The organism is Gracilimonas sp., assembly GCF_031581265.1.
Classification (GTDB): domain Bacteria; phylum Bacteroidota; class Rhodothermia; order Balneolales; family Balneolaceae; genus Gracilimonas.
Window position 1 is genome coordinate 1 of record NZ_JAVLBQ010000011.1, and the last position, 24,303, is coordinate 24,303.

At 41.0% G+C, this 24,303-nt stretch carries 22 protein-coding genes and 1 tRNA gene; 14 read left to right on the forward strand and 9 right to left on the reverse strand.

The annotated features are described in order from the left end of the window. The first annotated feature begins 242 nt into the window (after positions 1–242). Positions 243–665 carry a VOC family protein gene (locus RI561_RS05830; protein WP_395079291.1) on the forward strand — a complete coding sequence of 141 codons (423 nt, stop codon included), beginning with the start codon at positions 243–245 and terminating at the stop codon, positions 663–665. A 58-nt stretch (positions 666–723) separates the two neighbouring features. Here the strand turns inward: RI561_RS05830 and RI561_RS05835 are convergent, their stop codons facing one another. Together RI561_RS05835 and RI561_RS05840 are read right to left on the reverse strand one after the other, a co-directional pair. Further along, positions 724–1,857 carry a hypothetical protein gene (locus RI561_RS05835; RefSeq protein WP_395079292.1) on the reverse strand — a complete coding sequence of 378 codons (1,134 nt, stop codon included), beginning with the start codon at positions 1,855–1,857 and terminating at the stop codon, positions 724–726. 118 nt (positions 1,858–1,975) lie between these two features. After that, positions 1,976–2,053: transfer RNA gene (locus RI561_RS05840), tRNA-Val, on the reverse strand. Between the two features lie 120 nt (positions 2,054–2,173). Here RI561_RS05840 and RI561_RS05845 point away from each other — a divergent pair. The 6 genes from RI561_RS05845 to ribB all read left to right on the forward strand — a co-directional run bounded on the left by RI561_RS05845 (position 2,174) and on the right by ribB (position 10,745). After that, entirely contained in the window at positions 2,174–3,478 is a 1,305-nt protein-coding gene (locus tag RI561_RS05845) for an acetyl-CoA C-acyltransferase (protein ID WP_395079293.1), read from the forward strand. Positions 3,479–3,694: 216 nt separating this feature from the next. Beyond that, positions 3,695–5,806 (forward strand): 3-hydroxyacyl-CoA dehydrogenase NAD-binding domain-containing protein, encoded by a 2,112-nt coding sequence (locus RI561_RS05850; protein WP_395079294.1) that lies wholly within the window; start codon positions 3,695–3,697, stop codon positions 5,804–5,806. Between the two features lie 331 nt (positions 5,807–6,137). After that, positions 6,138–7,766, forward strand: coding sequence for a BCCT family transporter (locus tag RI561_RS05855; RefSeq protein WP_395079295.1), 1,629 nt, complete (start codon positions 6,138–6,140; stop codon positions 7,764–7,766). Between the two features lie 11 nt (positions 7,767–7,777). After that, positions 7,778–8,689, forward strand: a complete 912-nt coding sequence (locus RI561_RS05860) for a universal stress protein (RefSeq protein ID WP_395079296.1) — start codon at positions 7,778–7,780, stop codon at positions 8,687–8,689. Between the two features lie 315 nt (positions 8,690–9,004). Beyond that, positions 9,005–9,322 carry a preprotein translocase subunit YajC gene (gene yajC / locus RI561_RS05865; RefSeq protein WP_395079297.1) on the forward strand — a complete coding sequence of 106 codons (318 nt, stop codon included), beginning with the start codon at positions 9,005–9,007 and terminating at the stop codon, positions 9,320–9,322. A gap of 232 nt (positions 9,323–9,554) precedes the next feature. Next, on the forward strand, positions 9,555–10,745 hold the full coding sequence (gene ribB / locus RI561_RS05870; protein ID WP_395079298.1) for a 3,4-dihydroxy-2-butanone-4-phosphate synthase: 1,191 nt from the start codon (positions 9,555–9,557) through the stop codon (positions 10,743–10,745). A gap of 12 nt (positions 10,746–10,757) precedes the next feature. Here the strand turns inward: ribB and RI561_RS05875 are convergent, their stop codons facing one another. Genes RI561_RS05875 through ileS form a run of 3 tightly spaced genes read right to left on the reverse strand, consistent with a single transcriptional unit; the run spans position 10,758 to position 14,927 of the window. Then, entirely contained in the window at positions 10,758–11,351 is a 594-nt protein-coding gene (locus RI561_RS05875; protein WP_395079299.1) for a signal peptidase II, read from the reverse strand. 8 nt (positions 11,352–11,359) lie between these two features. After that, positions 11,360–11,761, reverse strand: coding sequence for a TraR/DksA family transcriptional regulator (locus RI561_RS05880; RefSeq protein ID WP_395079300.1), 402 nt, complete (start codon positions 11,759–11,761; stop codon positions 11,360–11,362). 10 nt (positions 11,762–11,771) lie between these two features. After that, a complete protein-coding gene (ileS, locus tag RI561_RS05885) occupies positions 11,772–14,927 on the reverse strand; it encodes an isoleucine--tRNA ligase (protein ID WP_395079301.1) in 3,156 nt (1,051 codons plus the stop codon). Between the two features lie 208 nt (positions 14,928–15,135). Here ileS and RI561_RS05890 point away from each other — a divergent pair, with 208 nt between their 5' ends. From RI561_RS05890 to RI561_RS05905, 4 genes are read left to right on the forward strand one after another with little or no spacing between them, the layout of a single operon-like run. Continuing rightward, a complete protein-coding gene (locus tag RI561_RS05890; protein ID WP_395079302.1) occupies positions 15,136–15,651 on the forward strand; it encodes a low molecular weight protein-tyrosine-phosphatase in 516 nt (171 codons plus the stop codon). Next, positions 15,651–16,505: a fructosamine kinase family protein gene (locus RI561_RS05895; RefSeq protein WP_395079303.1), complete on the forward strand. Its 855-nt coding sequence runs from the start codon at positions 15,651–15,653 to the stop codon at positions 16,503–16,505. Before RI561_RS05890 ends, RI561_RS05895 begins: the two co-directional genes overlap by 1 nt. Then, positions 16,498–17,250, forward strand: coding sequence for a helical backbone metal receptor (locus tag RI561_RS05900; protein WP_395079304.1), 753 nt, complete (start codon positions 16,498–16,500; stop codon positions 17,248–17,250). Before RI561_RS05895 ends, RI561_RS05900 begins: the two co-directional genes overlap by 8 nt. Positions 17,251–17,303: 53 nt before the next feature. Beyond that, positions 17,304–17,684, forward strand: a complete 381-nt coding sequence (locus tag RI561_RS05905) for a DUF1801 domain-containing protein (RefSeq protein WP_395079305.1) — start codon at positions 17,304–17,306, stop codon at positions 17,682–17,684. 6 nt (positions 17,685–17,690) lie between these two features. Here RI561_RS05905 and RI561_RS05910 read toward each other — a convergent pair whose 3' ends face one another. Next, positions 17,691–17,957: a hypothetical protein gene (locus RI561_RS05910; protein WP_395079306.1), complete on the reverse strand. Its 267-nt coding sequence runs from the start codon at positions 17,955–17,957 to the stop codon at positions 17,691–17,693. Positions 17,958–18,086: 129 nt separating this feature from the next. On the opposite strand from RI561_RS05910, the gene RI561_RS05915 reads away from it, so the two are divergent. Together RI561_RS05915 and RI561_RS05920 are read left to right on the forward strand one after the other, a co-directional pair. After that, entirely contained in the window at positions 18,087–18,488 is a 402-nt protein-coding gene (locus RI561_RS05915; RefSeq protein ID WP_395079307.1) for a response regulator, read from the forward strand. Positions 18,489–19,022: 534 nt separating this feature from the next. Further along, positions 19,023–19,757, forward strand: coding sequence for a hypothetical protein (locus RI561_RS05920; RefSeq protein WP_395079308.1), 735 nt, complete (start codon positions 19,023–19,025; stop codon positions 19,755–19,757). A 3-nt stretch (positions 19,758–19,760) separates the two neighbouring features. Here the strand turns inward: RI561_RS05920 and RI561_RS05925 are convergent, their stop codons facing one another. The 3 genes from RI561_RS05925 to RI561_RS05935 are packed head-to-tail and all read right to left on the reverse strand — an operon-like array spanning position 19,761 to position 22,955. Continuing rightward, positions 19,761–20,765 (reverse strand): YhdH/YhfP family quinone oxidoreductase, encoded by a 1,005-nt coding sequence (locus tag RI561_RS05925; RefSeq protein ID WP_395079309.1) that lies wholly within the window; start codon positions 20,763–20,765, stop codon positions 19,761–19,763. Between the two features lies 1 nt (position 20,766). Beyond that, positions 20,767–22,134, reverse strand: coding sequence for an aldehyde dehydrogenase (locus RI561_RS05930; protein WP_395079310.1), 1,368 nt, complete (start codon positions 22,132–22,134; stop codon positions 20,767–20,769). Next, on the reverse strand, positions 22,131–22,955 hold the full coding sequence (locus RI561_RS05935; protein WP_395079311.1) for an SDR family oxidoreductase: 825 nt from the start codon (positions 22,953–22,955) through the stop codon (positions 22,131–22,133). The genes RI561_RS05930 and RI561_RS05935 overlap by 4 nt, the downstream gene beginning before the upstream one ends. 117 nt (positions 22,956–23,072) lie before the next feature. Here RI561_RS05935 and RI561_RS05940 point away from each other — a divergent pair, with 117 nt between their 5' ends. Further along, positions 23,073–24,155: a Kelch repeat-containing protein gene (locus RI561_RS05940; RefSeq protein WP_395079312.1), complete on the forward strand. Its 1,083-nt coding sequence runs from the start codon at positions 23,073–23,075 to the stop codon at positions 24,153–24,155. Positions 24,156–24,303 lie beyond the last annotated feature (148 nt).

Sequence of the window (24,303 nt, forward strand, 5' to 3'; positions counted from 1 at the left end):
TTAGCAGTTAGCAGTTAGCAGTTAGCAGTTAGCAGTTAGCAGTTAGCAGTTAGCAGTTAGCAGTTAGCAGTTAGCAGAAGCTGCTCGATTTGAGTTCAGTAGTCAAATTAAAAAACCAAAACTGTTCACTGTTTACTGATCACTGATAACTGTCCACTGATAATTTTTTGGGTTGAAGTGGTTTCTGTTTGTTTACTGCTTTATTTTCATTCTGAATTTCAAATCAAAAAACCCTTTTTATCATGAGCGACATTCAACCATTTCACCTTGCCTTTCCTGTAAAAGATCTTGACGAAGCCTATCAATTTTATCATGATTTACTTGGGTGTGAAACCGGCCGAAGTTCTGATTCCTGGATTGATTTCAACATGTGGGGGCATCAGGTTGTGGCGCATTTGAGTCCTAAAGAAGCCAAGGAATCTGCCATGAATACCGTTGATGGAAAAGGAGTGCCGGTCCGTCACTTTGGAGTAATTTTAGAAATGGACGAGTGGAAAGAGCTGGCTGATAAACTGGAAACTGAAGGTATCGATTTTGTGATTGAGCCTTACATTCGGTTTGAAGGTGAGCCCGGCGAACAGGCGACCATGTTCTTTCTCGATCCAAGCGGAAATGCACTCGAGTTCAAAGCGTTTGCCAATAAAGAACAAATTTTTGCCACATAAAAAAATGGGCAACCTTAAGAAGCTTTAGAAATCGAGATCTGCCTTACTTTGTAAAATTCTAAAAATCAAACGTGTAGCGCTTCACCTGATCAAAAAAAGCTCTTGAATTATACTGCTTAATATAAACGTAGCCATTTTTGACCACTTCTATTTCCAAATCCCGTGGCAGCACAAAGGTTGCCAGCGGCTCCCCCGAAGGCTCCATGACGTACCAGCGATACGTGTTCAGATCATTTACAATTGTAGCCACCCAAAGCCGGTCTTCATCATCAATTAAGATCTTAGATAAAGCCGGCCATTTTTCCGGAAGGTCCGCTCGTCTTATTGCTCTGCGTTGAAAGGTGTCTGTGAACAACTCAATAGCATCACTCCTGATTAAATTCTGTTTCACAAATGGATAATACCTATCCTCCATATGCTCTCCCTTTGAATTTCTTATTTCAATCAGAAATTGTTCGCTGAATGCAGAGTAGAGATTACTCTGCGAATCCGTGGCAAACAACGTTTCCGGTTCATAGGGTAACATCATAATCAGGGGAGGATTTTTTGTTTCATCCACATATAAGTTCCTGTTTTTGAATGAAAGCAATTGATCTGATATGAATTCTCCCTCCAAATTCACCCGATACATAAACAATTGTCGGTTTTCCGGTGCATATACTTTCTGAAATACAGCCAGATAGTTTTCATCCTCCATTATTCGTATAGAAAATGGCTGTGCGTCTTTTAGTGAATCTGTCTCTATAGATTGGACCACGCTTCTAAAATAGGTCGTATTACGCAAATCATAAGCAGATAACGAATATTGATATCCCCTGTTCAAGCTATTGTCGTATGCGTATAAATGATTTCCAACAACTTGCAGATACACCGGTTTTTGAAAATCTCCGGGGTCACTGCCCGGCTTGCCTATATTGGTTACTTTTTCGCCTCCAGGACCAAAAACTTCAATTCGCTTCTTATGGTTATTCACCAAATACAAGTTCCCGGCTTCATCAACTGCTATATCACCAATATTATTTACGGTTTCGCCTGACCCAACAGAATAGTTTGTATCCTCAGTCAGGTAAGCAGAATTAGCTTTCGTTAAATCAAATTGTTCTGCAGCATTGATTCTTTGAGAAAGCTCGTCCTCTCCACGGCACCCGGTAATAAAGATCACCAAAACGATAAATAACTTGGCTAATTTCATGTATATAAAACTACGCAAACTGAAAGATATTTTATGGAATCAGTTCAATAAATTTCAAACTATTTTCTGGCAGGCTGAAACAAAAAAAGCTCTTCGGAATAAACCGAAAAGCTTGTAGTGGTGGGCGGTGAGGGACTCGAACCCCCGACCCCCTCGGTGTAAACGAGGTGCTCTAAACCAACTGAGCTAACCGCCCGACTTGTTCGAAGGGCGACAAATATAAGAACATTTATAACTCCGACAAAAAAAAATAATCAACCTTCTTGATTTATTGGTTAACACTGTTAACTTACGGGTATAACTAAAGACCATATTTATGAAATCAAGCTCACAAAATTCTAAGGCAGCCGTTCTTGTAGATGGATGCCGAATTCCATTTCAACGATCCGGAACGAACTATAATGATCTAATGGCTTATGATTTAGGTCGCATGGCAATTGAGGGTTTATTGGCCCGAAATCCTGTTGATCCTGCCGATATTGATCGCGTCATCATGGGTACGGTTATACAAGAGGTCAAAACCAGCAACGTCGCCCGCGAAAGTGCTTTGGGAGCCGGAATTCCTGACACCGTTCCTTCCTTCACAACTACCATGGCGTGTATATCTTCTAATCAAGCCATCACCAGCGGCGTAGACCTGATACGCTCGGGACAGGCTAAAATTATTTTGGCGGGGGGAACCGAAACCATGTCCGACATCCCGGTACGGTTCAAAAAGAAATTCCGGCAAAAAGTACTTGAAGCCCGAAAGTATAAGTCTCCACTCGATTTTCTGAAGTTTTTTAAAGGACTGGGAATCAAAGATTTTTTACCCGAACTGCCTGCCATTGCTGAGTTCTCCACCGGAGAAGTGATGGGGGAAAGTGCTGACCGTATGGCTGCCCGTTTTGGGGTGAGCCGGGAAGATCAGGATGAATATGCACTTCGTTCCCACCAGCTGGCCGCCAAGGCAACCAAGGAAGGATTACTGGATGATGAAGTTATTCCAGCTAAAATTCCTCCTAAATTTGAAGTGGTTGAGCATGACAATGGGTTTCGGGAAGATACTTCTATGGAGAAATTAGCGAAACTGCGTCCGGCTTTTATTAAACCACATGGAACCGTCACCGCAGGGAATTCTTCCTTTTTGACGGATGGAGCATCAGCCAGTTTTATTATGGAAGAACAAACAGCTCTTGATTTGGGGCTGACGCCTAAAGCCTATATCCGGGAATACAACTTTGTATCACAAGATCCTGGTGAGGAGCTTCTTCTCGGTCCGGCTTATGCCATCCCAAAAGTTTTAGATGCTATGGAGCTTTCATTAAGTGATATGGATGTTATTGAATTGCACGAGGCTTTTGCAGGTCAGGTATTGTCGGTTTTAGCTGCTTTAGACTCCGATTCCTTCGCCAAAAAATCTCTCGGAAGAGATAAAAAAGTCGGGCATATTCCTATTGATAAGCTGAACACACTCGGTGGCTCCCTTTCTTTAGGGCATCCATTTGGAGCCACCGGTGTTCGGTTAGTAACCACCGCTGCTAACCGTTTGATTCGTGAAAGTGGAAGATTTGCGTTGGTTTCTGCTTGTGCAGCGGGCGGACAGGGACATGCGGTAGTTTTGGAGAGGTATGGAGGCTAAAGTAAAAACTATGGGCTTTTACTTCCGAACTCTTTTGTTTTCTCCTTCACCAAGGAGAAAAACGCGTTGATAATGTTAATTAATATGATTCAATCTCTGAAATATTACAAGATTAGAATAAGTCCTCTCCTTGTTGAAGGAGAGGATTTAGGTGAGGTCGAAGTATAGACCTCGAAATACTGAACTAACTCAACATTCATTTCAAGCTATAACACCATGAGCTACCTCATTACCTCCCAAAAAGAGAACGTCGCCATTATCACCCTCGACCTACCCGGTGAAAAGGTGAATAAACTGAATGAATCTTTGATGGATGAATTTTCTGATTTTTTAGATGAACTTGAGTCCAGTGATGATCTTATAGGAGCTGTTCTGATTTCGGGTAAGGAAGATAATTTTATTGCCGGGGCCGATATCGATATGTTCCAGGAGCGAGATACGGCAGAGGAAATTGAGCAGCTCAGTAAAGACGGTCATAAAATTTTGAACAGGATTGCAGACTTTTCAAAGCCGATTGCAGTAGCTATTCATGGTAGCTGTATGGGAGGGGGATTGGAGCTTTCATTGGCTTGTCATTATCGAGTTTGCTCAGATAGCTCAGATACGGTTTTTGCTTTGCCGGAAGTGAAGTTAGGCTTGCTGCCCGGAACCGGAGGTACCCAACGGCTCCCAAGAACCATCAGCCTGCAAAAAGCACTCACCTACATGCTTACCGGTAAAAATATCTACACCCGTCAGGCAAAAAGAATGGGACTGGTAGATGAAGTTACACATAAAGATGCAATCGAAACGGCAGCCATCAAAGGCGTACATAAAATTGCAGCTGGAAAGTTTGATCGCAAAGATAAACGGTCATTTTTTGAGAAATTGTTGGAAGGAAATCCGATCGGACGTAAAGTTATTTTCTCCCAAGCCCGCAAAAAGACGGCCGGTCAAACAAAAGGAAACTATCCGGCTCCACCACAAATCATTGATGCGGTTGAATACGGTCTCAAAAAAGGTATTCAAAAAGGACTTGAAAATGAATCTCGGTTATTCGGGGAATTAGGAGCAACGCAGGAATCCCGAAACTTAGTGAATTTATTCTTTGGGATGAACGCCTCCAAGAAAGTACCAAATCCTGATATTGCAAAGTCCGTCAAAAGAATAGGAGTTCTCGGTGCGGGATTAATGGGCTCAGGTATTGCCGATGTAAGTATGAATAAAGGAGATTACCGCGTGCTTCTCAAAGATCAAACCATTGATCAGGCTGCCAAAGGAGAAAAAGAAATCTGGAAAGAACTCGATAAGAAAGTCAGCAAAAAAATCATCTCTTCTTTTGAGCGAGACAAAGCCATGAGTAAAGTAACCGGCGTTGATTCCTACGATGGATTTGGCTCGGTAGACCTCGTTATCGAAGCAGTATTTGAAGACCTGGATCTGAAACGAAATATTGTAGAAGAAGTAGAAGCAGCTACCGGCGAACAATGCATTTTTGCCTCCAATACTTCCTCCCTGCCGATTTCTGAAATTGCCAAAGGAGCAAGTCGGCCCGAAAATATTATTGGTATGCATTACTTCTCCCCAGTACAAAAAATGCCGTTGTTGGAAATCATCACCACCGAACAAACTGCAGACTGGGTAACCCAGACAGCCATTCAGGTAGGAGTGAATCAGGGTAAAAATGTAATCGTAGTTAAAGATGGTCCCGGTTTTTATACCACCCGAATCTTGGCTCCTTACATGAATGAAGCCTTAAAACTGCTGGAAGAAGGAGCCTCCATCGAATTCCTCGACAAGATCATGAAAGACTGGGGCCTCCCTGTCGGACCAATGGCTCTGTTTGATGAAGTGGGAATTGATGTGGGGGCACATGTAGCCGAAACAATGTCGCCCATGTTTACTGAGCGAGGTGTGGATACCACCAATCGCGCCCAGGAATTACTGGATGCCGGCTACAAGGGACGCAAAAACGGCAGGGGTATGTATGTCTATTCTGATGACAGCGACAAGAAAGTAAATACGGAAATCTACAAGCACTTTGGCGGACAAAACCGTACAAACCCCGATAAAGAAACAGCACAGCTTCGTATGGCCTTGACCATGATTAATGAAGCTGCGTGGTGCTTACAGGAAGACATTATCAAAAACCCAACTGATGGTGATCTGGGAGCTATTTTAGGCTTAGGTTTTCCTCCATTTCTTGGAGGCCCTTTCCGCTATATTGATCAAACCGGAGTGGATAAGGTGATAGATAAGCTAAAGGAGTTTGAAAATGAGTTTGGGGCACGATTTAAGTCAGCCGGGATTTTGCAGGATTATGTTAGTAAAGGAATTAACATCTATTGAGCCACCTTCTTATCCCATTTTTATCTAAACATGACAAAATTTGAAACTCACCGTCATTTTGTGTAGGCTTAAGGGAATTATTTAGCGCTGTATATCTTTCATATTAACAGTTATTTCAACAAATAATCGATTTTGATTTTTTGTTTTGCAACCACATTGTAGTATAAATGAATGAAAAAGGTGAGTAGACACGATGTTATGGTTGGTACAAATCAGTTATTGGGCTTAAAAATAGTTTATTCTCGGGACAGTTCTATCCCTTTGTTTATGCAATCCATGTACAAAGCTGAAGTTTCAATTTGGTTAATTCTAACTTTTTAAACTTTACAAAATGGCAATTCGTGGAGATGAAGAAAAACCCGGTAAAAAGACGGGTATAAACAAATACTTTGATATCCATAAACCGGTATTTTGGCCTTCGGTGATACTTATTACAGCGATGATTGCTGGAACACTACTTCTTGGTGATCAGGCCGAATCACTTTTCAATACCGTTCAAACCTCCATTACTGATACCGGAGGTTGGTTCTTCGTGATCGCAGTTAATGTATTTATCGTTTTTTCACTTTTTATTGCCTTTAGCAGGTTTGGCAGTATTAGGCTGGGAGGACAAGATGCCGAACCGGATTTCAGTACATTGGCTTGGTTTGCCATGTTATTCAGTGCTGGAATGGGAATTGGGATTATGTTTTGGTCGGTGGCCGAGCCCATTTTTCATTATTTATCGCCCCCTATGGCTGACCCAGAATCTGTAGCTGCGGCTCAGGAAGCAATGAATCTTACCTATCTTCACTGGGGATTTCATGCTTGGGCCATTTATGCTGTTGTAGGACTTTCTTTAGGTTTTTTTGCTTTCAACCGGAATTTACCGCTTTCCTTCCGATCAGTTTTCTACCCACTTATAGGGGACCGGATAAAAGGCTGGATGGGCGATGTGATTGATGTTCTGGCTGTTTTAGCAACCCTTTTTGGACTGGCAACCTCACTGGGCCTTGGTGTTTTACAAGTCAGTGCTGGATTAGATCAGGTGTTCGGGCTTCCCGATAATATCTACATGCAAGTCGGTATTATTGTAGTCATAACCATGGTGGCTACCGGCTCTGTTGTGTTGGGTATTGACAAAGGGGTTCGGGTGTTGAGTGAATTAAATGTCCGGATTGCAGCTTTATTTCTATTGTTTGTAGTACTAGTAGGACCCACCATTTTTATATTTGATTCTTTCGTACAAAACTTTGGGGGATATATTAGCTCTGTCGCTACCTTTAGTTTCTGGACAGAATCTTATGCCGGCACTAACTGGCAGGGTTCCTGGACTATTTTCTACTGGGCCTGGTGGATTTCATGGTCTCCATATGTGGGAATGTTTATCGCCCGAATTTCTAAAGGTCGGTCGGTTAAAGAGTTTGTCTTAGGGGTACTGATTGTCCCAAGTATTATTACTTTTTTCTGGATGTCTGCTTTTGGGGGCTCCGCTATCAACCTGGCCATGTCGGGCGTGGATACGATCAGTTCTGCCGTAAATGAAAATGTGGCTACTGCACTTTTTGTATTTCTTGAACAGTTTCCTTTGGGAATGGTTACATCCGTAATTGCAATTGCGCTCATACTCAGCTTTTTCGTTACCTCTTCTGACTCCGGCTCTTTAGTTATAGACGGACTTACAAGTGGCGGTAAACTGGATGCTCCGGTTGGTCAGCGTATTTTCTGGGCGCAAACAGAGGGATTAGTCGCCGCTATACTATTAGTTGGTGGTGGATTGGGGGCATTGCAAACAGCTTCCATAAGTACCGGGCTTCCCTTTGCATTAATACTTCTGGTCATGTGTTTCAGTTTACACAGAGGATTAAAGCGCGAGTACAAAGAAAATCAGCAGAAGGTCAAAGACAAAGAACGAGATTCATATAAAACACTCGTCAAGGACGCCATTAAAAATCAACAAAAAGAAGAAGAGAACGAATAAGGAGTCTTACTATGAAAAATTTCGAACACTGGTTTGTATGCACAGATTTATCCAAAATGGATGACATTCTTATTGGATATACTCACTTTTTAACTTCCGTAATAAAACCCAAAACCATTTCATTTCTGCATGTGGTGGAATCAGGCTCAGTAGCCCAGGAAATGGTAGAGCTTTTTCCTGACCTTGAGAACAAAGATGATTTCGAGGATGCCATACGCAAAGAGTTAACCAAGAAGGTCAATTCAGAATTTGAGGATTCCGATGTGGAAACAAGGATTATCATCAAAAAAGGGCGTCCTACAGATGAAATCATTGAAATGATGAATACCATGGATCCGGATCTGCTGGTAATGGGTAAAAAAACGGGATATGTGGGAGAAGGCGTGATTGCCCGCCGTATCGTAAAATATGTTCCGGCCTCTATCTTGTTTGTTCCTGAAAACAGCCGCTATTCTATTGATACCATATTAACCCCGGTGGATTTCTCTGAGCAGTCGGCCAAAGCGGTTCAGGTGGCTTCAAAAATGATGAAATCAAATAATGGCTCTGTACGGGCACAACACATTTTTAAGTATCCCACACACTTTTTCCCATATATGCCCACCGACGAGGAAAAGAAGAAGATAAATGAACATATCGAAGAGCAGAAGGAAGACTTCATTTCTGATTATAGTATTCCTGATGATGTCAACTTCACACTTACCCTGCACAAAGAAGGGCGCATGGGGGATGAGGTGTATGATGAAGCGGTCCGAAATCAGGCCGATTTAATAATGGTGGGAGCCAAATCTTCGAAGAAAATCACCAGCATATTGAGGGATGATTTTACAGATAAGATGACTTACTACTCGTTCGGTATCCCGCTTTTAATCCTCAAGAACAAAGAGAAACATCAGAAGTTTTTTAAGTCGTTGTTTAGTTGAAAATGGATTGTTAACACTGGATAAGATTCATTTATTTGAATTAAAATCTTACACCCTCCGCCAGACTTCGTATCCGCTCAGTCCGACACCTCCCTCAAGGGAGGACTTTACCGTATTATTTGAAAAAATACTAAAGTTGTCTTCGAATTATCTAACATCTTTAAAGCTGAGGGTACACCAGAAGTATGCTCAGAAAGACCCTTTTGGGTAATAATACCATAACTGCTTTTCTACCTATAAATAGACAATCGTCTTTCAGTATAGGAATTTGTATCTTTTGCCCGCTTAAATACAATCGAACTATAAATTACAGCTATGCAATTTTTACCTTTATTTTTTATGGGAGCTCCCGGTGATGAAAGCGCCGGTATTATCAACCTGGTGTTTCTTGGAGCCATTTTCCTGGTCTTTTACCTTTTTATCATTCGTCCGCAAAGCAAGCGTCAGAAAGAAATTCAACAGAAAGTTTCTGAAATGAAAAAGGGTGACAAAATTGTTACTTCATCAGGAATCATTGGTATTGTAGACAAAATCGAAGAAAATGAACTGCTCGTTGATGTTGACAGCGGTACCAAGATTCGCATGTTGAAGTCTGCAATTACGGATGTAAATCCTAATAAACAGGATAAATAATACAAGCCTTTTAGATACTAAGGGTGTCATCCTGAGCGCTTAAATAGAGGATTAAATATCTGACGCGAAGGACCCGACTATCGGCGAGATCTCAAAGTCAGATATATCTTCTTAAATAAACTTTGAAACCCTTCGCGAAATACAACTGAAGCACACAAAATTAAATACCGCTCAGGGTGACAACATTTGAGGTTCTTTCTTACAGAGTCTTCTTAAAACTATACATATTTTTATGAATCAGGAATTCACTTTTAACACTATTCCGGAAGCCATTGAGGATATTAGAAATGGCAAAATGGTCATTGTCATAGATGACGAAGACCGCGAAAACGAAGGCGATTTCCTGATGGCTGCAGAGAAGGTTACTACCGAAGCCATCAATCTGATGGTGACGCATGGCCGCGGACTTGTTTGTGCTCCCATCACCAAAGAAAAAGCTGATAAATTAAAGCTTCAACACATGGTTCAAGAGGGAGCAGATCCTGATGAAGCTAACTTCACCATTTCTATTGACCACAAAAGATTAACAACTACTGGGATTTCTGCTGCGGATCGGGCCAACACTATTCGGGAACTTGCCAGTGATGATTCCAAACCCGTTGATTTTCGTCGCCCCGGACATGTTTTTCCCCTTCTTGCTGTAGAAGGTGGGGTGCTGAGAAGAGCCGGTCATACGGAAGCTGCTATTGATTTGGCACGCCTTGCCGGACTTAAACCCGTTGGAATCATATGCGAGATTATGAAGGAAGATGGCGAGATGGCTCGTGTTCCTGAACTCATCCAAATGTCTGAAGAATTTGAGATGAAGATTATCACGATCAAAGACCTCATTGCATACCGAAATGAAAATGAGACTTTGGTGAGTGAAGTCATGGACGTGAACATGCCCACCATGTATGGCGATTTCAGCCTTCGTGCTTTTGAAGAGAAACTAACCGGCGATATCCACCTGGCCCTGACCAAAGGAAATTGGACAAAAGAAGAACCAGTACTAACCCGGGTTCACTCCTCGGATTTAATTGGAGATATTTTTGGTGCCCGCAATAAAGATACGAGCGAGCAACTTCACCAAGCGATGTTGCAGGTAGAGCGCGAAGGTAAGGGCGTGGTTTTATATATGAACCGAAATCAGCGGGGCTCAGTTTTAGTCAATCAGCTAAAAACATTAAAAGCTCTACAACAAGGTAAAATCAACGACAGTGAAGAAGATATCAGTCCCCGCGGAGATACTCGTGATTATGGGGTTGGAGCTCAGATCTTGCGCTCACTGAGTATCAGAAAATTAAAGCTGATGACCAATAATCCCGTCAAAAGAATTGGGATCAAAAGCTTTGGACTGGAAATCGTTGATCAGGTGCCCATCGAACACAACTTTGACTTTTCAACCCAGCGCTATCCCTTTGAGGGACAAGAAAAAGAGTAGTTAAATATTTTTTTATTTCGGAGATTCTACCGATCCTAAATTCTGATCGGTGTCTGCTATACTCGCTGCTTCAGCCTCATCCACTTCTTCTTCCGGGTTGATGAAAAAACGTTTATTAAATAAGATTAGAATAATCAGGGATACAGAGATTGCGATATCAGCTACGTTAAAGATATAGGGGAATACAGTCCAGTCATTGATTTGAAGAGAAAAGTAAATAAAGTCAACTACATGCCCCTCTAAAACTCCGCCATAATCCATGATCAATCCCATAAAAAGGCGATCCGAAATATTTCCTAAAGCCCCTCCCACTATCAGGCCCATACAGATTAGATATCCTACAGAAGCCTCTTGGGCATTTTTAATAATGTACACCAGTATTCCTGTTACCGCCAGGATGGCAATCACACTAACAACGGGGGTTGAAAGGATATCAATACCCAATGCCATACCGGGATTTTTGGTAAAATAGAATTGCAGCCACCCTTCAATAATCGTTTTATTTTGAAGCTCGGGCGTAGTTCTGACCATCCACTTCGTGATTTGGTCTAAAACCAGCACGGCAACGGCTGGAATAAAAATGGCCTTCAGTTTTTTAGGAGTCAAATCAGCTCTTACCTGCGTTTCAGTTTTGCATCAATACTAAGCTGTGTATGAGGCACGGCTTCAAGACGTCCTTTGGAAATCTTTTTCCCGGTTACTTTACATACACCGTATGTTTTATTATCGATGCGTTGCAAAGCATCATCCAGGTACTTCAAGAATTTCTTTGTTCTGTTGAAGAGCATGTATGTTTTTTCACGCTCTTGGGCATCTGTTCCGGCATCAGCCATGTGATAAGAATAGGCAGATTCGTCCGAAGCATTTTCCATACTTTCACGCAGCGTGTTTTGCAGAGCGTTCATTTCTTCTTCTGCATCTTCCATTTTTTTGATAATAATATCACGGAAATATTCCAGCTCTTCATCACTATATGGAGATACTCTTTCTTCTGATTTTGATTCTTCTTTAGCCATAGCTGCTTAGTTATGAATTAATATTTCTTCGGATTGAAATGGTGCATTCTTCCTCACCAATTTCCCAGGTTTTAGTAAAATCCGAGATTTCCAATTCCGATATTTGAATTTCTTCTGCCAATGTTTCCTTCTTAATATACTCACTCATAGAAACAACGGCTTCTTTAACCTTGTCAGATCCTGTAAAGCCAATTGCTATTCGGTCGGTTACATCAAAATTTGCCTCTTTACGCATATTTTGAACCCGGTTCACAAATTCCCGGGCTATACCTTCCTGAATTAAGGCTTCACTTAAATCGGTATCTACAGCAACACTTAAGCCGCCTTCAGTTTCTACCGTCCAGCCTTCCAGTCCGGTTCTGATTATTTCAAGTCCTTCTGAATCAATGCGTATGGTTTCATCATCTACTTCCAGATCAATATACCCTTCTTTTTCAAATTGGGTAATTTCTTCGGTCGATAATTCACCCACTTTAGCTGCAACAGCTTTCATTTTTGGTCCCAATCGTTTCCCTAAAACGGGATAATTAGGTTTCGCTGATTTGCGAACAATACCGGAATCATCATCCACAAATTGTATGTCTTTAACGTTAACTTCCTCTAAAATTATATCCCGAACCGACTCAATGGCCTGTCGCTCACTTTCATCTTTTATAGGGAGTATGATACGCGCCAATGGCTGACGAACATTCATCTCAATTTGGTTACGAACCCGCAGCACGATATAGGAAATAAGGCGAGCCATTTCCATTTTATGCTCAAGGGCCTTATTGATAGCCGTTTCTTCAACGGTTGGGAAGAAGGAAAGATGTACGGATTCTTCATCTTGTCCGGTAACATCATTCAGTTTTTGATATAGCCATTCACCCACAAACGGAGCAATAGGACTTATCAATTTACTAATACTCAACAGGCATTCGTACAACGTTTGATAGGCAGCCGTTTTATCCAGTGTGTTTCCTTCTTTCCAGAAACGTCGTCGATTTCGGCGCACATACCAGTTACTTAATTCCTCCACAAATTCTTCGAGCTGTCTTGCAGCTTTGGTAGGCTCATAATCTTCCAGATGTTCTTCAACCAGTTTAACGGTAGTATTCAATCTCGAAATCACCCACTTATCGATTTCGGGTCGATCTGCGATTGGGATGGCCGTTCCTGAAAAGGTAAATTCATCGATATTGGCATACATCGCAAAGAATGAATAGGTATTTACGATGGTGTTGAAAAACTTGCGCTGAACTTCTTTAAGTCCGTCGTGACTGAATTTGAGATTTTCCCAAGGGGAGGAGTTACTCATCATATACCATCGCACGATATCCGCCCCAAATTCCTGAATCACTTCAAAAGGATCTACGGTATTTCCTTTTGATTTACTCATTTTCTCGCCATTTTCATCGAGCACCAGGCCGTTTGAAACTACATTTTTATAAGCTTCTTCATCAAAAAGCATAGTCCCTAATGCATGAAGTGTATAGAACCAGCCACGGGTTTGATCGACCCCTTCCGCAATAAAATCGGCGGGATAGTTCACTTCAAAATCATGATCGTGCTCAAATGGATAATGCCATTGTGCAAAAGGCATTGCGCCGGAATCAAACCAAACATCCAGCAGATCCGGAATACGGCGCATGGTTCCACTGTCAGGTGCTTCCCACGTAATTTCATCAATTACCGGACGGTGCAGATCAATCTCTTCATCTTCATCAAGACCTGCCTTTTCCCGCAATTCTTCTACGCTACCGATACATTCTACATATTCAGGATCTTTATCGCTTACCCAAATTGGAATAGGAGTTCCCCAATAACGTTGACGAGAAACGGCCCAATCTACATTGTTTTCGAGCCAGGTTCCGAAACGACCGCTTCCGGTACTTTCCGGTTTCCAGTTAATCTTCTTATTTAGCTCAACCATCCGGTTTTTCACTTTGGTCGTCTCAATAAACCAGGATTCTACCGGGTACGACATCAATGGCGTTCCTTTGCGCCAGTCAAACGGGTAGTTGTGTTCCATGGTTTCGTGCTTGTACATCAAATTTTTCTCTTTGATGGCGCGCGAAATATCTTTGTCAGCTTCTTTAAACCACTGCCCTTCAAAATCAGGAGCCTGATCTGTAAACTTTCCATCCCGATCTATGGGGTTAAACATTGGGATGTCCGCTTTTTGGCAGGAAGTATAATCATCAGCACCAAAAGCAGGAGCGGTGTGAACTACACCCGTACCGTCTTCAGTAGTCACATAATCGGCAGGAATCACTCTCCATGCCTCGGCCTTGTCATATTCTTCAAAGGCAAATTCAAACACCGGCTGATAGGTTTTTCCCAATAATGTTGAGCCCTTAAATTCGTCAAGAATGGTATAATCCTCACCCAATGAATCCTCTATACAGTCTTTTGCAAGTATGTACTTTTCGCCCTCGTGTTCAACTTTGGCATAATTCAAATTTGGATTTACCGCGAGCGCCATATTGGAAACAATGGTCCACGGAGTAGTCGTCCAGGCAAGGAAGTACACATCTTCATCATCCAGCTTAAATTTCACATAAATGGAAGGATCTTGCGTTTCTTTATAACCAAGACTCACTTCATGCGATGAAAGTACCGTTCCACTTCCCGGTGAATACCACTGAATTTTATACCCTTTGTAAACCAATCCTTTTTCGAAAAGCTTGTTAAAAGCCCACCAAACTGATTCTATATAATTATTCTCAAAAGTGATATAAGGCTCATCCTGATCTACCCAGTAGCCCATTCGTGAGGTCAGCTCATCCCACAGGTCTTTATACTTAAGTACACTTTGGCGGCACTCCGCATTGTATTTTTCAATGCCATATTCTTCTACCTGGGCACGCCCCTCGAGTCCCAATGCTTTTTCAACCTCAATTTCTACGGGCAATCCGTGCGTATCCCAACCGGCCTTTCGCTCAACTCTGAATCCTTTCAGGGTTTTGTAGCGGCAGAACATATCCTTCACGGTCCGGGCCATCACGTGGTGGATACCCGGTTTCCCGTTTGCGGTGGGCGGACCCTCATAAAAAGTATAGGGAATCCCGTCTTCTCGCGTTTCGAGGCTTTTTTTGAAAATTTTGTGTTCCTTCCACCAATTCAGAGTTTCTACTTCTGATTTCGGGAAGCTTAATTGTTTTATTTCTTCGAATTTTTTTGCCATAAAAAACTTAGTTCCGGCGAATCATTTTAAGCCTCAAATATACAAATTCTCATGGAAAACCATGTATTGAGTTCCATCAAAAAAATTTACTGCTTACCCATAAAAGCTTATGGAGTGTTATCAATATCATATATGTTTGTGAGGATTGTATGAAATGCACATCAGTAAGCCCTAACTTTCAGAAAAATTAATATCTCAAACATTATTTATGTCTGAACCATATTTACGCCCCATTGACCTTAAAACCCCTTATAAACTTGTTTTTGTCTGCTTAGGGAATATCTGCCGAAGCCCCACAGCCGAAGGCATCTTCCTTCATAAAGTTAAAGAGGAAGGATTGGAGAATTACTTTTATATCGATTCCGCAGGCACGGCGGCCTATCATGTTGGAGAATCAGCAAATAGCAAAAGTCAGGCTACGGCGAATAAGCATGGCATTCACCTTCCTTCAAAAGCCCGGAAATTTGAGTATGCCGATTTGGAAGAATTTGACCTTATTTTAGCGATGGATTCTGAAAATTTTTCCAATATTAATGCGCTTGATCGTAAGTCACGGTTCGAGAATAAAATCAAAATGATGAGAGACTTTGATCCTGAACCTGGAAATGGTGAAGTGCCCGATCCATACTACGGCGGAATGCAGGGATTTGAAAATGTATTCCGAGTTTTAGAAAGAAGTAGTGAAGCTTTACTTGAGGAACTTAAACCCTATATCAAAAGCTAATGTTACCCGCATCTATTCAAGAGGCCATTCAAAACTTTTTTAAAGAAACCGTCACACAAGTAGATAGTGTGCATGGCGGAGATATTAATGAGGGTGCTAAAATTAAGCTGGAATCCGGGGATACGCTATTTGTGAAATGGAACACTGACGCTCCCGATTCCATGTTTGAGGTGGAAGCAAAAGGATTATCCTTGTTAAGTGATGCTAACACGGACTTAGTCATCCCAAATGTAAAGCTGCAAAAATCGAGTTTCTTAGTCCTGGACTGGATTCAGGAAGGAGGAGGCAAGCCCAATTCTGCCTATAATTTTGGGGTTTATTTGGCCAAATTTCATCAACATTCATCTGACTCTTTTGGCTTGGATCATGATAATTTCATTGGCAGGCTTCCACAGAGTAATAACCGGCACAGCAACTGGCCCGATTTCTTTACAATAGAGCGTATTGAGCCCCAAGTTAAAATGGGCGTTGAATCGGGCAAACTCACCAGTTCCATTTTACGAGATGTTCAAAAATTGTACGGTAAAGTTGGCTCCATTTTTCCCACTGAGAAACCTGCTTTGCTTCATGGTGATTTATGGAGCGGTAATTATATGCTTACTAAAACAGGCGGTGCCGCTATTTATGATCCGGCGGTTTATTATGGTCACCGTGAAATGGAGCTTGCAATGACACGTCTTTTTGGGGGATTTTCAGCCAACTTCTATGAAGGCTATAATGCTGAGTTCCCTCTTGAACCTGGCTTTAATGAACGCGTGAATATTTGTAACCTATACCCCATATTGGTTCATGCCAATTTATTTGGTGGCAGTTATTCCCGACAAGCCGAAAATATCATAAAAAGATATGCCTGATTTACCTTATCAAAAAATTGTATGTCTTGTTCCAAGCCTCACCGAATTACTGTTTGACCTGGGGCTGGAAGGCCAGGTTATAGGTCGAACCCGCTTCTGCATTCACCCCGAAAATAAAGTAAAAGAAGTTGAAATTGTGGGCGGGACCAAAAATCCCCGGCTGGAGAAAATTATTGAAATGCAGCCGGACATAATCATTGCCAATAAAGAAGAAAATCGGAAAGAGGACATCGAAATTCTCCGCAAATACTCAAAGGTACATGTAACTGAAATTGATACTATTCAGGATGCCTTACTTACCATCGCCAACTTAGGCCAATTACTTGGAGTTGAACATAAAGCCCAAAATCTTGTTGAGAAAATTGACTATCTACTTTCCAAAAAGCCGGAAGCGCCTGAATTATTTGTATCTTACTTTATCTGGAAAGATCCCTGGATGACTATTGGCAAAGATACCTACATTCACGACGTATTGGATGCCTATAATCTAAAAAATGTTTTTCGAAACCTAATCCGTTATCCCAAAACCACATTAGAAGAACTGAGCTCACTTAATCCGGATGTTATTCTATTAAGCAGTGAACCTTATCCCTTCAAAGAAAAACACGAAGCCGAAATAAGAGAAGTTTGTCCTGCCTCTAAGATTGAACTTGTAAATGGAGAATGGTTCAGTTGGTACGGATCTCGTATGATTGAAGCTTTCACTGCATTAAACAGTTGGAGAAAATCTTTGACTAAAAGCTGACTTTGATATTGCCTTAGATTATTTTGGACTTAAAATTACTTTAGCATCAAAAAATGTCCAAAGTTTTAGACTTTATTGATAGTCATAATGGCAACCAGCGAGAGGTGATGTACTATTTCCATAATTTGCTAACCTCATTCCCTACCGTGACATCCTCTATCAAATACCGGATTCCTTTCTACGATCAAAAAACATGGGTTTGTTATTTGAATCCTTTAAAAAACGGAAAAGTATCGTTGTGTTTTATTCGAGGATATGAACTTTCTAATGAGCAAGGGCTTCTGGAGAGTAAGGGCGGGAAACAGGTACTTAGTGTAGATTTTGGAAGTGTAGCTGAAATCCCGGAAAGAGCAATACGGGAAGTAATCAATGAGGCGTTGTTTTTAGATGAAAATATTCCCTATAAGCCAAAAGGGAGAAAAATACAGGAATAAAAACTGTTAGCAGATTTCTCCATCTTTTGGATCAATATAGCATCCATCGCCACTCAGGGAGCGCTGCCAGTTTAGCTCACCTCTCAATTTTTGCAGCCAATCTTTAATCTCATCTGTTTCCTTATAAAAGGCTACATCTTCTTCTATATATGGCAGGTCAGAATCATCTTTTTCAGGGTGAATTTCTTTTTCATAAGCGATAACCAACTCATCCAGCGCTTGTTCTAATTCGCTTGACGGCTTATGCGATTCTTTTTTGTGAAGGATAATCATAGGGTAAAGTTTTAGTGACTTCGTACACATTAATGACAGCTATAAAACAAATAAAATTTAATTCTCTTGGTAACATTAAAAAATTCTAATATATTAATATTAGAAAATTTTAATATTCATCTCGGTGTTATGGACACTCTAAAAAAAGTAATGATAGTTGAAGACGATCCGCTTCTCTCCATCGTGGAAGAAAAGATGGTTAAGAGGTTGGGATATGAAGTCGTTGGGAAAGCAAAAAGCGGGGAAGAAACCCTGGATATGATCAAGGAATTTAACCCCGAAATTCTATTGTTGGATATGCAGCTTGCCGGATCTTTAAATGGTATTCAAACCGCTGAAGAACTTAAAAAATGTCATAAGAACATCCCGGTGATCTTTTTGTCTGGAGATAATTCTGAGTCTGTACTTAAACAAGCAAAAGATGTGAACTATGTTGATTTCTTGCTCAAACCTGTTTCCCCCAAAGCACTTTCTGACTCCTTGACTAAAGCTTCAAAATACTCATCCCCGCTTTCACAAAATGCGGCTTAATTTTTCCTTTTTGAAATGTAGTTAGATCAAACAAATACCCATAACATCCTATAAAGTAGTTTGACCGCTGCTTTATGACTATCTGAAAAGCCCGCTGTTTCCCCTAACAGTGGGCTTTTCTATTTTTCAAATTAGTGGCATACAGTCCAGATTTTAAATTTGCAATTATACGTATATATGTGTAAATAAACGTTAAACATATAATGAAACATATTGTTATGAAGAAAGCATTGTTATTTTTAATATCACCTGCTTGTGTTCTATTGTACCATCACAAGCTCAAACACAAGAATGGGATTATATTTGCACCGGCTATGACCCAGTAGCAGGTGATTTTTATACAGCTGCCTGGAATGACACGGGAGGTGGGGCGTGTGGACCAACTTCGGATGCTATATTTTGTTACTTCGGAGAATTACTTTGTTCCGGAACAATTACAAACGGAGGGCAATCTACAATGGCTAGCCCTTCTGCACTACCCTGCGACTGTTCAATCCAACCCGTTTAGTTAATATAAAAATTAGGAGAAGCCTTATGAGACATTTAAAAATAGCAACTTATATCATTTCGCTTATCATACTAACCGCCTGTCAGGGACAAAATCAAAATGACTTTCAACCAGAAGATGCTCCACTCATAAATGAAATTACATTCAGTGATTCTTTTTCAGGTAAAAGCGCCAACAGTTCATTCTTTAATCCAAACCAATCAGATCAAAACAGCTATAATATTGTGCTGAAAGAAGATTTTATTAATTCAAAGGATCAATGGAAAAACATCATGAAAGAGGTTCAGCCTCATATTGATATAATTAATACTATTTATTTTGATGACAATAAAAGTTTGCAACAAAAGGATGATGAGATCAGTGAATTACTAAATGAGGATGAAATCACCTCTTACCAAAAATCTATCTTAGAACAGGTTGCAGCCTGCAGAATGCTCCCCTTACTAATTAAATCTGATGAAAAGTTTTATAAAGAGGCTTCTGATTACGCTGAACTTCTTTTAAAGAACCAAAACTCAACTTTTGATTTACAAATCAACACCTTAGATCACTTAAAAAATTATTGGAGTGAAGATAGAATTGCCACCGCTAAACAAGAACTTTTAGAAACCGCTAAATCTCAACTTTCCGAAAGTGAATCTTATTTAGCATATCAATCTAAATCAAAACAAGAGTTGGAAAAATTGTCAGTTACTTACAATCAAATTGAAAAAAAGGCATTACAACTTGAAGAAGTTATTAATGAAATTGAAAAGCTTTAACTTTTAAGAAGTTTCGTGCTTTACAACTACCCGACCGGCTTGCTCAACTTCTAAGATTTTGTCAATTTCATTTGATAAACCTTCTAATCCAACTTCAGAAGTAAAGTCGGCCGGCAATTTATTGTGATTCATTCCGGCTATCGTATCCCAAATTTTCAATCGCATCGGCATTTTGCAGATGGCTGAATCGATCCCAAGCAAACTTACTCCGCGCAAAATAAACGGGTAAATACTCGTGTCCACTTTATGCCCCAAAATATTGCCACAACAAGCCACTGCTCCATCGTGATTGGTTTGGCGAATGACCGCATCCAACATGCTTCCGCCTACCGTTTCAATCGCTCCGTTCCATTCACGGCTTAGCAGGAAATTATCGCTTACATCTGTCACCTCATCTCGGTGTATGACTTCCTTGGCGCCAAGCCCTTTTAGGAAATCCTCTCTGTCCATTTTGCCCGTGGCAGCAACAACTTCATACCCAAGTTCAGCAAGAAAAAATACCGACAAGGACCCCACCCCTCCTGTGGCTCCGGTAACCAAGACTTTGCCGTTTTCGGGTGAAATTAACTCACGCTGAAGTCGCTTTACCCCGTACATGGCTGTAAAGCCGGCGGTTCCATATTTCATAGATTTTTTCAAGTCTAACCCATCCGGCAGAGCAACAACCCAGTCATGCGGAACACGAATGTATTCTCCATAACCTCCGGAAGTATTGGAGCCCAAATCGCGCCCCGTTACTACTACTTTTTGTCCTTTATGAAATGTACCGGAAGTATCTTCTTCGACCTCTCCCGCCGCATCAATACCGGGAATATGCGGATAGTTTCGGGTCACCCCTTTATTGCCGGATGCCGATAATGCGTCTTTATAATTCAATGACGAATAATGCACTTTTATCAGCACTTCATGATCAGGTAAAAAAGAGAAAGGCACATCTTTGACTTCAGACACAAATTCACCTTTCGTATTTTCTTCCACCAAAAATGCTCTAAAAGTATCTGTACTCATTTTATTTCAATAATTTTTTTATCCATTTTAATTTTCCTTTATAGGGAGCGTATCGAAAAGGAATATCCAGCCAAATCGGTTTTTTCATGATGCTTTTGGTATGCGAAAAAGTATCGAAACTATATTTTCCGTGATAGGCCCCCATTCCGCTTTTTCCCACTCCGCCAAATGGAAGATTATGGTTCCCAAGATGTGCCACTACATCGTTCACGGCCCCACCTCCAAATGAACATGCTTCCAATACCAGCTCTTCCGTGTTGCTGTCATTTGTGAATATATAAAACGCCAGCGGCTTCGGCTTTACGTTGATAATTTCAATAGCTTCTGAAATTTCATTAAAACCTAGAACCGGAAGAATGGGACCAAAAATTTCCTCTTCCATCACCTTAGCATCCGAGGAAATATCCGTCATGACAGTCGGTTCAATAAAACATTCTTCCTTATCCGCTTCACCGCCATAAAATATTTCCCCGTCTTTCAAATATCCTTTCAATCGATCAAAGTGATCTTTATTCACAATTCGGGGATAATCGGGGCTTTTCTCAGGATCTTTTCCATAAAATTTTTGAATATGTTCTTCGAGTAGTTGGAGCATTTTGGGCTTCACCGATTCCTGTACCAGCAGGTAATCCGGAGCCACACAGGTTTGGCCCGCATTTAAGAATTTCCCCCATACTATTCGTTTGGCAGCAGTATTAAGATCCGTGGTTTCATCAACAATACAGGGACTTTTACCGCCTAATTCTAACGTCACAGGAGTCAGATTCTTGGCAGCCGCCTCCATAACTATTTTACCAACCCGCGTACTTCCTGTAAAAAAGATATAGTCGAATTCCTGATCCAGTAAATCCTGATTTACCGCTACACCGCCTTCAACTACCGCCACAAATTCTTCCTTAAACCATTTCCCTAAAACCTCAGACAGGGCCGAAGAAGTATTTGGAGTTATTTCGGATGGCTTGATAACAGCGGTATTTCCGGCTGCTATGGCTCCTACAAGAGGCAACAATGCAAGTTGTACTGGGTAATTCCAGGGAGCAATAATTAATACCGAACCATAAGGTTCTTTAACGATATAATTGGATGACGGAAAGTTTATGAGTGAGCCGGATACTCGTTGTGGTTTTGCCCATTTTCTAAGCTTCTTGATGGTATAACTAATTTCATCATGCAAAATACCGAGCTCCGTAGCATACGTCTCCAGTTCAGGTTTTTTAAAATCAGCATACACGGCTTCCATGAATTCCTGTTCATGTTCCTTCAATAGCTTCTTAAGTGTTACGAGCTGATGAATCCTAAATTCAACCGATTTAGTAGCACCGGATTTGAAATAGGTGTGTTGCCTTTGCAATAACTCTTCTGCATTCATGAGTCCTCCATCTTTCTACCTTTGAAAGTACTCATAGAATCATACACTCCAAAGATTTTACCTGCCACAAAATCGTATAGTTTAGCCGGTAGTACCCCCCTGATGAATGGAGTTAACTTTACCATAAAAGGTTCTCTCAACCGATCTTTACCTGATTCTACAGCGTCTAAAATTTTATTGGTTATGGCATCAGTATCTAACAACGGCATCAGCAATGGGGCTGTTACACCTTCAAACATTCCTGTGTCAATATAACTGGGCATTACGGTAAGTACTTTAACGGAAGCTTTATTTTTTCTAAGCTCTAAATTCAACGATTCTGACCAACCTACCGCAGCCCACTTACTGGCGGCATAAACGGTCATTCCGGGATTGGGAGTAAGTCCTGCTGCAGATGCGATATTGATTATATGTCCGCTGCCTTTTTCTTGCATAGCAGGCAGAAAAGCCCGGGCCACATACATTAACCCAAGGCTATTTATATCCATGGTCCTTTTAATTTCTTCCATGTTTTGTTCATCAAAATTTTTTCCAGCTACAATTCCTGCATTATTGAATAAAATATCTACAGGTCCGTGCTCTTCAATTACTTTTTCAGCAGATTTTAGAACATCTTTGTGGTCACTTACATCCACTACATTTGTTATTACAGTATAACCTTGATCGGTTAACTCATTTTTGACGGAAGCAAGAGCCGATTCATCCACATCCCAAATAATTAATTTATCTGCACCTCGGCGAAGTGATTTCTTGCCCATTAACAAACCAATGCCGCTGGCGCCACCGGTGATTAAAACATTTTTATTTTTAAAAGAGGACATATAAAAACCTTATATTTAGGGCTTGAAATTAACCAAAAACTGATCACAATTGTTTATACAAAAAAGTCGTGATTCAGGGTAATTATAAAAACAGACAATAAGTCCATTTTTAAACAAATGAAAAGAATATTATCTCTACTAACTATTGCAATTTTTGTAGCGTCTTGCCAGCAATCACCTAAGCAGGTGACCTTAAACTGGTCTGAAGCGGAGCCACTACCCATGCCGATTTCAAACAATGCTGTTACTTCAACAGTTATTGATGGCAATCCCTACCTTTATACATTCCTGGGACTTGAAAGCGGAAAATCCTATGAGGATGTAAGCGACTTTGCTGCTCGTTACAATGTAGAAAATGAAACCTGGGAAGAAATTTCAGGGGTTCCTGACGAAATTGGCCGATTGGGCAGTACCACAGAAATGGTAAACGGCAACATCTACATTTTCGGCGGATATACCGTAGCTGAAGACGGAAGTGAAGTTTCTACCCACGAGGTATTCAAATACAATCCTGCTGATAGCTCTTATGAGCAAGTAGCCAATATGCTATTGCCGGTTGAAGATGCCGTTTCCCTGGTCTATCAGGACCGTTATATTTACCTGGTAAGCGGTTGGACTAATACTAATAATGTTTCCAATGTTCAGGTTTATGATACCCAAACCAACTCTTGGGAACATGCCACTCCTTATCCGGGACCTCCTGTATTTGGTCATGCAGGTGGAATTGTTGGAAACACTATGATTCTTTCTGATGGTGTACAGGCTATCGTTGATGAAGGCGAGCGCATCTTTAATATGTCTCCCGGAAGTATCAAAGGGGAGATTAACGCCGAAGACCCAACTGAAATCACATGGACCCGAATTAATAAGCATCCCGGAAATGCTCGCTATAGAATGGCTGCAATAGGTATTGAAAGCCCGGTTGAAATGGTAGTTTTTGTGGGCGGTTCTACTAATCCATACAACTATAATGGCATTGGTTATAACCTCCGACCTTCCACTCCTGAAAATACCGTATTTGCCTACCGTTTAGATACCGAAGAGTGGGTTGAATTAGGAGCTCAACCGACTCCAAGCATGGACCATCGAGGCATTGCCAAAGCTAATGGTGAATATTATATTATTGGCGGAATGTTAAATAATCAGCAAGTAACTGACATGGTTCAGAAATTTACTGTGGAGCTTGAGCCGGCGAATTAAGCTCTCCTATTTAATTTGAGTTTTAAGAGAAAGCGAAAGGTTAATAGCCTTTCGCTTTTTTTTTTGTTTTTAGATGTGAATTGGGTGGGTATAGTTTAGACTTCTAACCCTTAGCAACAGGACCCTTTCTCTGTCTCTTTCCCTAACC

What these genes read in the sequence shown, in the direction of transcription:
- RI561_RS05860 (WP_395079296.1), top strand. Translation starts at nt 7,778, where the DNA reads ATGAAAAATTTCGAACACTGGTTTGTATGCACAGATTTATCCAAAATG.
- RI561_RS05910 (WP_395079306.1), bottom strand. Translation starts at nt 17,957, where the DNA reads ATGATTATCCTTCACAAAAAAGAATCGCATAAGCCGTCAAGCGAATTA.
- RI561_RS05850 (WP_395079294.1), top strand. Translation starts at nt 3,695, where the DNA reads ATGAGCTACCTCATTACCTCCCAAAAAGAGAACGTCGCCATTATCACC.
- RI561_RS05845 (WP_395079293.1), top strand. Translation starts at nt 2,174, where the DNA reads ATGAAATCAAGCTCACAAAATTCTAAGGCAGCCGTTCTTGTAGATGGA.
- RI561_RS05900 (WP_395079304.1), top strand. Translation starts at nt 16,498, where the DNA reads ATGCCTGATTTACCTTATCAAAAAATTGTATGTCTTGTTCCAAGCCTC.
- RI561_RS05905 (WP_395079305.1), top strand. Translation starts at nt 17,304, where the DNA reads ATGTCCAAAGTTTTAGACTTTATTGATAGTCATAATGGCAACCAGCGA.
- RI561_RS05880 (WP_395079300.1), bottom strand. Translation starts at nt 11,761, where the DNA reads ATGGCTAAAGAAGAATCAAAATCAGAAGAAAGAGTATCTCCATATAGT.
- RI561_RS05895 (WP_395079303.1), top strand. Translation starts at nt 15,651, where the DNA reads ATGTTACCCGCATCTATTCAAGAGGCCATTCAAAACTTTTTTAAAGAA.
- RI561_RS05925 (WP_395079309.1), bottom strand. Translation starts at nt 20,765, where the DNA reads ATGAGTACAGATACTTTTAGAGCATTTTTGGTGGAAGAAAATACGAAA.
- RI561_RS05940 (WP_395079312.1), top strand. Translation starts at nt 23,073, where the DNA reads ATGAAAAGAATATTATCTCTACTAACTATTGCAATTTTTGTAGCGTCT.
- ribB (WP_395079298.1), top strand. Translation starts at nt 9,555, where the DNA reads ATGAATCAGGAATTCACTTTTAACACTATTCCGGAAGCCATTGAGGAT.
- RI561_RS05855 (WP_395079295.1), top strand. Translation starts at nt 6,138, where the DNA reads ATGGCAATTCGTGGAGATGAAGAAAAACCCGGTAAAAAGACGGGTATA.
- RI561_RS05830 (WP_395079291.1), top strand. Translation starts at nt 243, where the DNA reads ATGAGCGACATTCAACCATTTCACCTTGCCTTTCCTGTAAAAGATCTT.
- RI561_RS05930 (WP_395079310.1), bottom strand. Translation starts at nt 22,134, where the DNA reads ATGAATGCAGAAGAGTTATTGCAAAGGCAACACACCTATTTCAAATCC.
- yajC (WP_395079297.1), top strand. Translation starts at nt 9,005, where the DNA reads ATGCAATTTTTACCTTTATTTTTTATGGGAGCTCCCGGTGATGAAAGC.
- RI561_RS05920 (WP_395079308.1), top strand. Translation starts at nt 19,023, where the DNA reads ATGAGACATTTAAAAATAGCAACTTATATCATTTCGCTTATCATACTA.
- RI561_RS05935 (WP_395079311.1), bottom strand. Translation starts at nt 22,955, where the DNA reads ATGTCCTCTTTTAAAAATAAAAATGTTTTAATCACCGGTGGCGCCAGC.
- RI561_RS05835 (WP_395079292.1), bottom strand. Translation starts at nt 1,857, where the DNA reads ATGAAATTAGCCAAGTTATTTATCGTTTTGGTGATCTTTATTACCGGG.
- RI561_RS05890 (WP_395079302.1), top strand. Translation starts at nt 15,136, where the DNA reads ATGTCTGAACCATATTTACGCCCCATTGACCTTAAAACCCCTTATAAA.
- ileS (WP_395079301.1), bottom strand. Translation starts at nt 14,927, where the DNA reads ATGGCAAAAAAATTCGAAGAAATAAAACAATTAAGCTTCCCGAAATCA.
- RI561_RS05915 (WP_395079307.1), top strand. Translation starts at nt 18,087, where the DNA reads ATGGACACTCTAAAAAAAGTAATGATAGTTGAAGACGATCCGCTTCTC.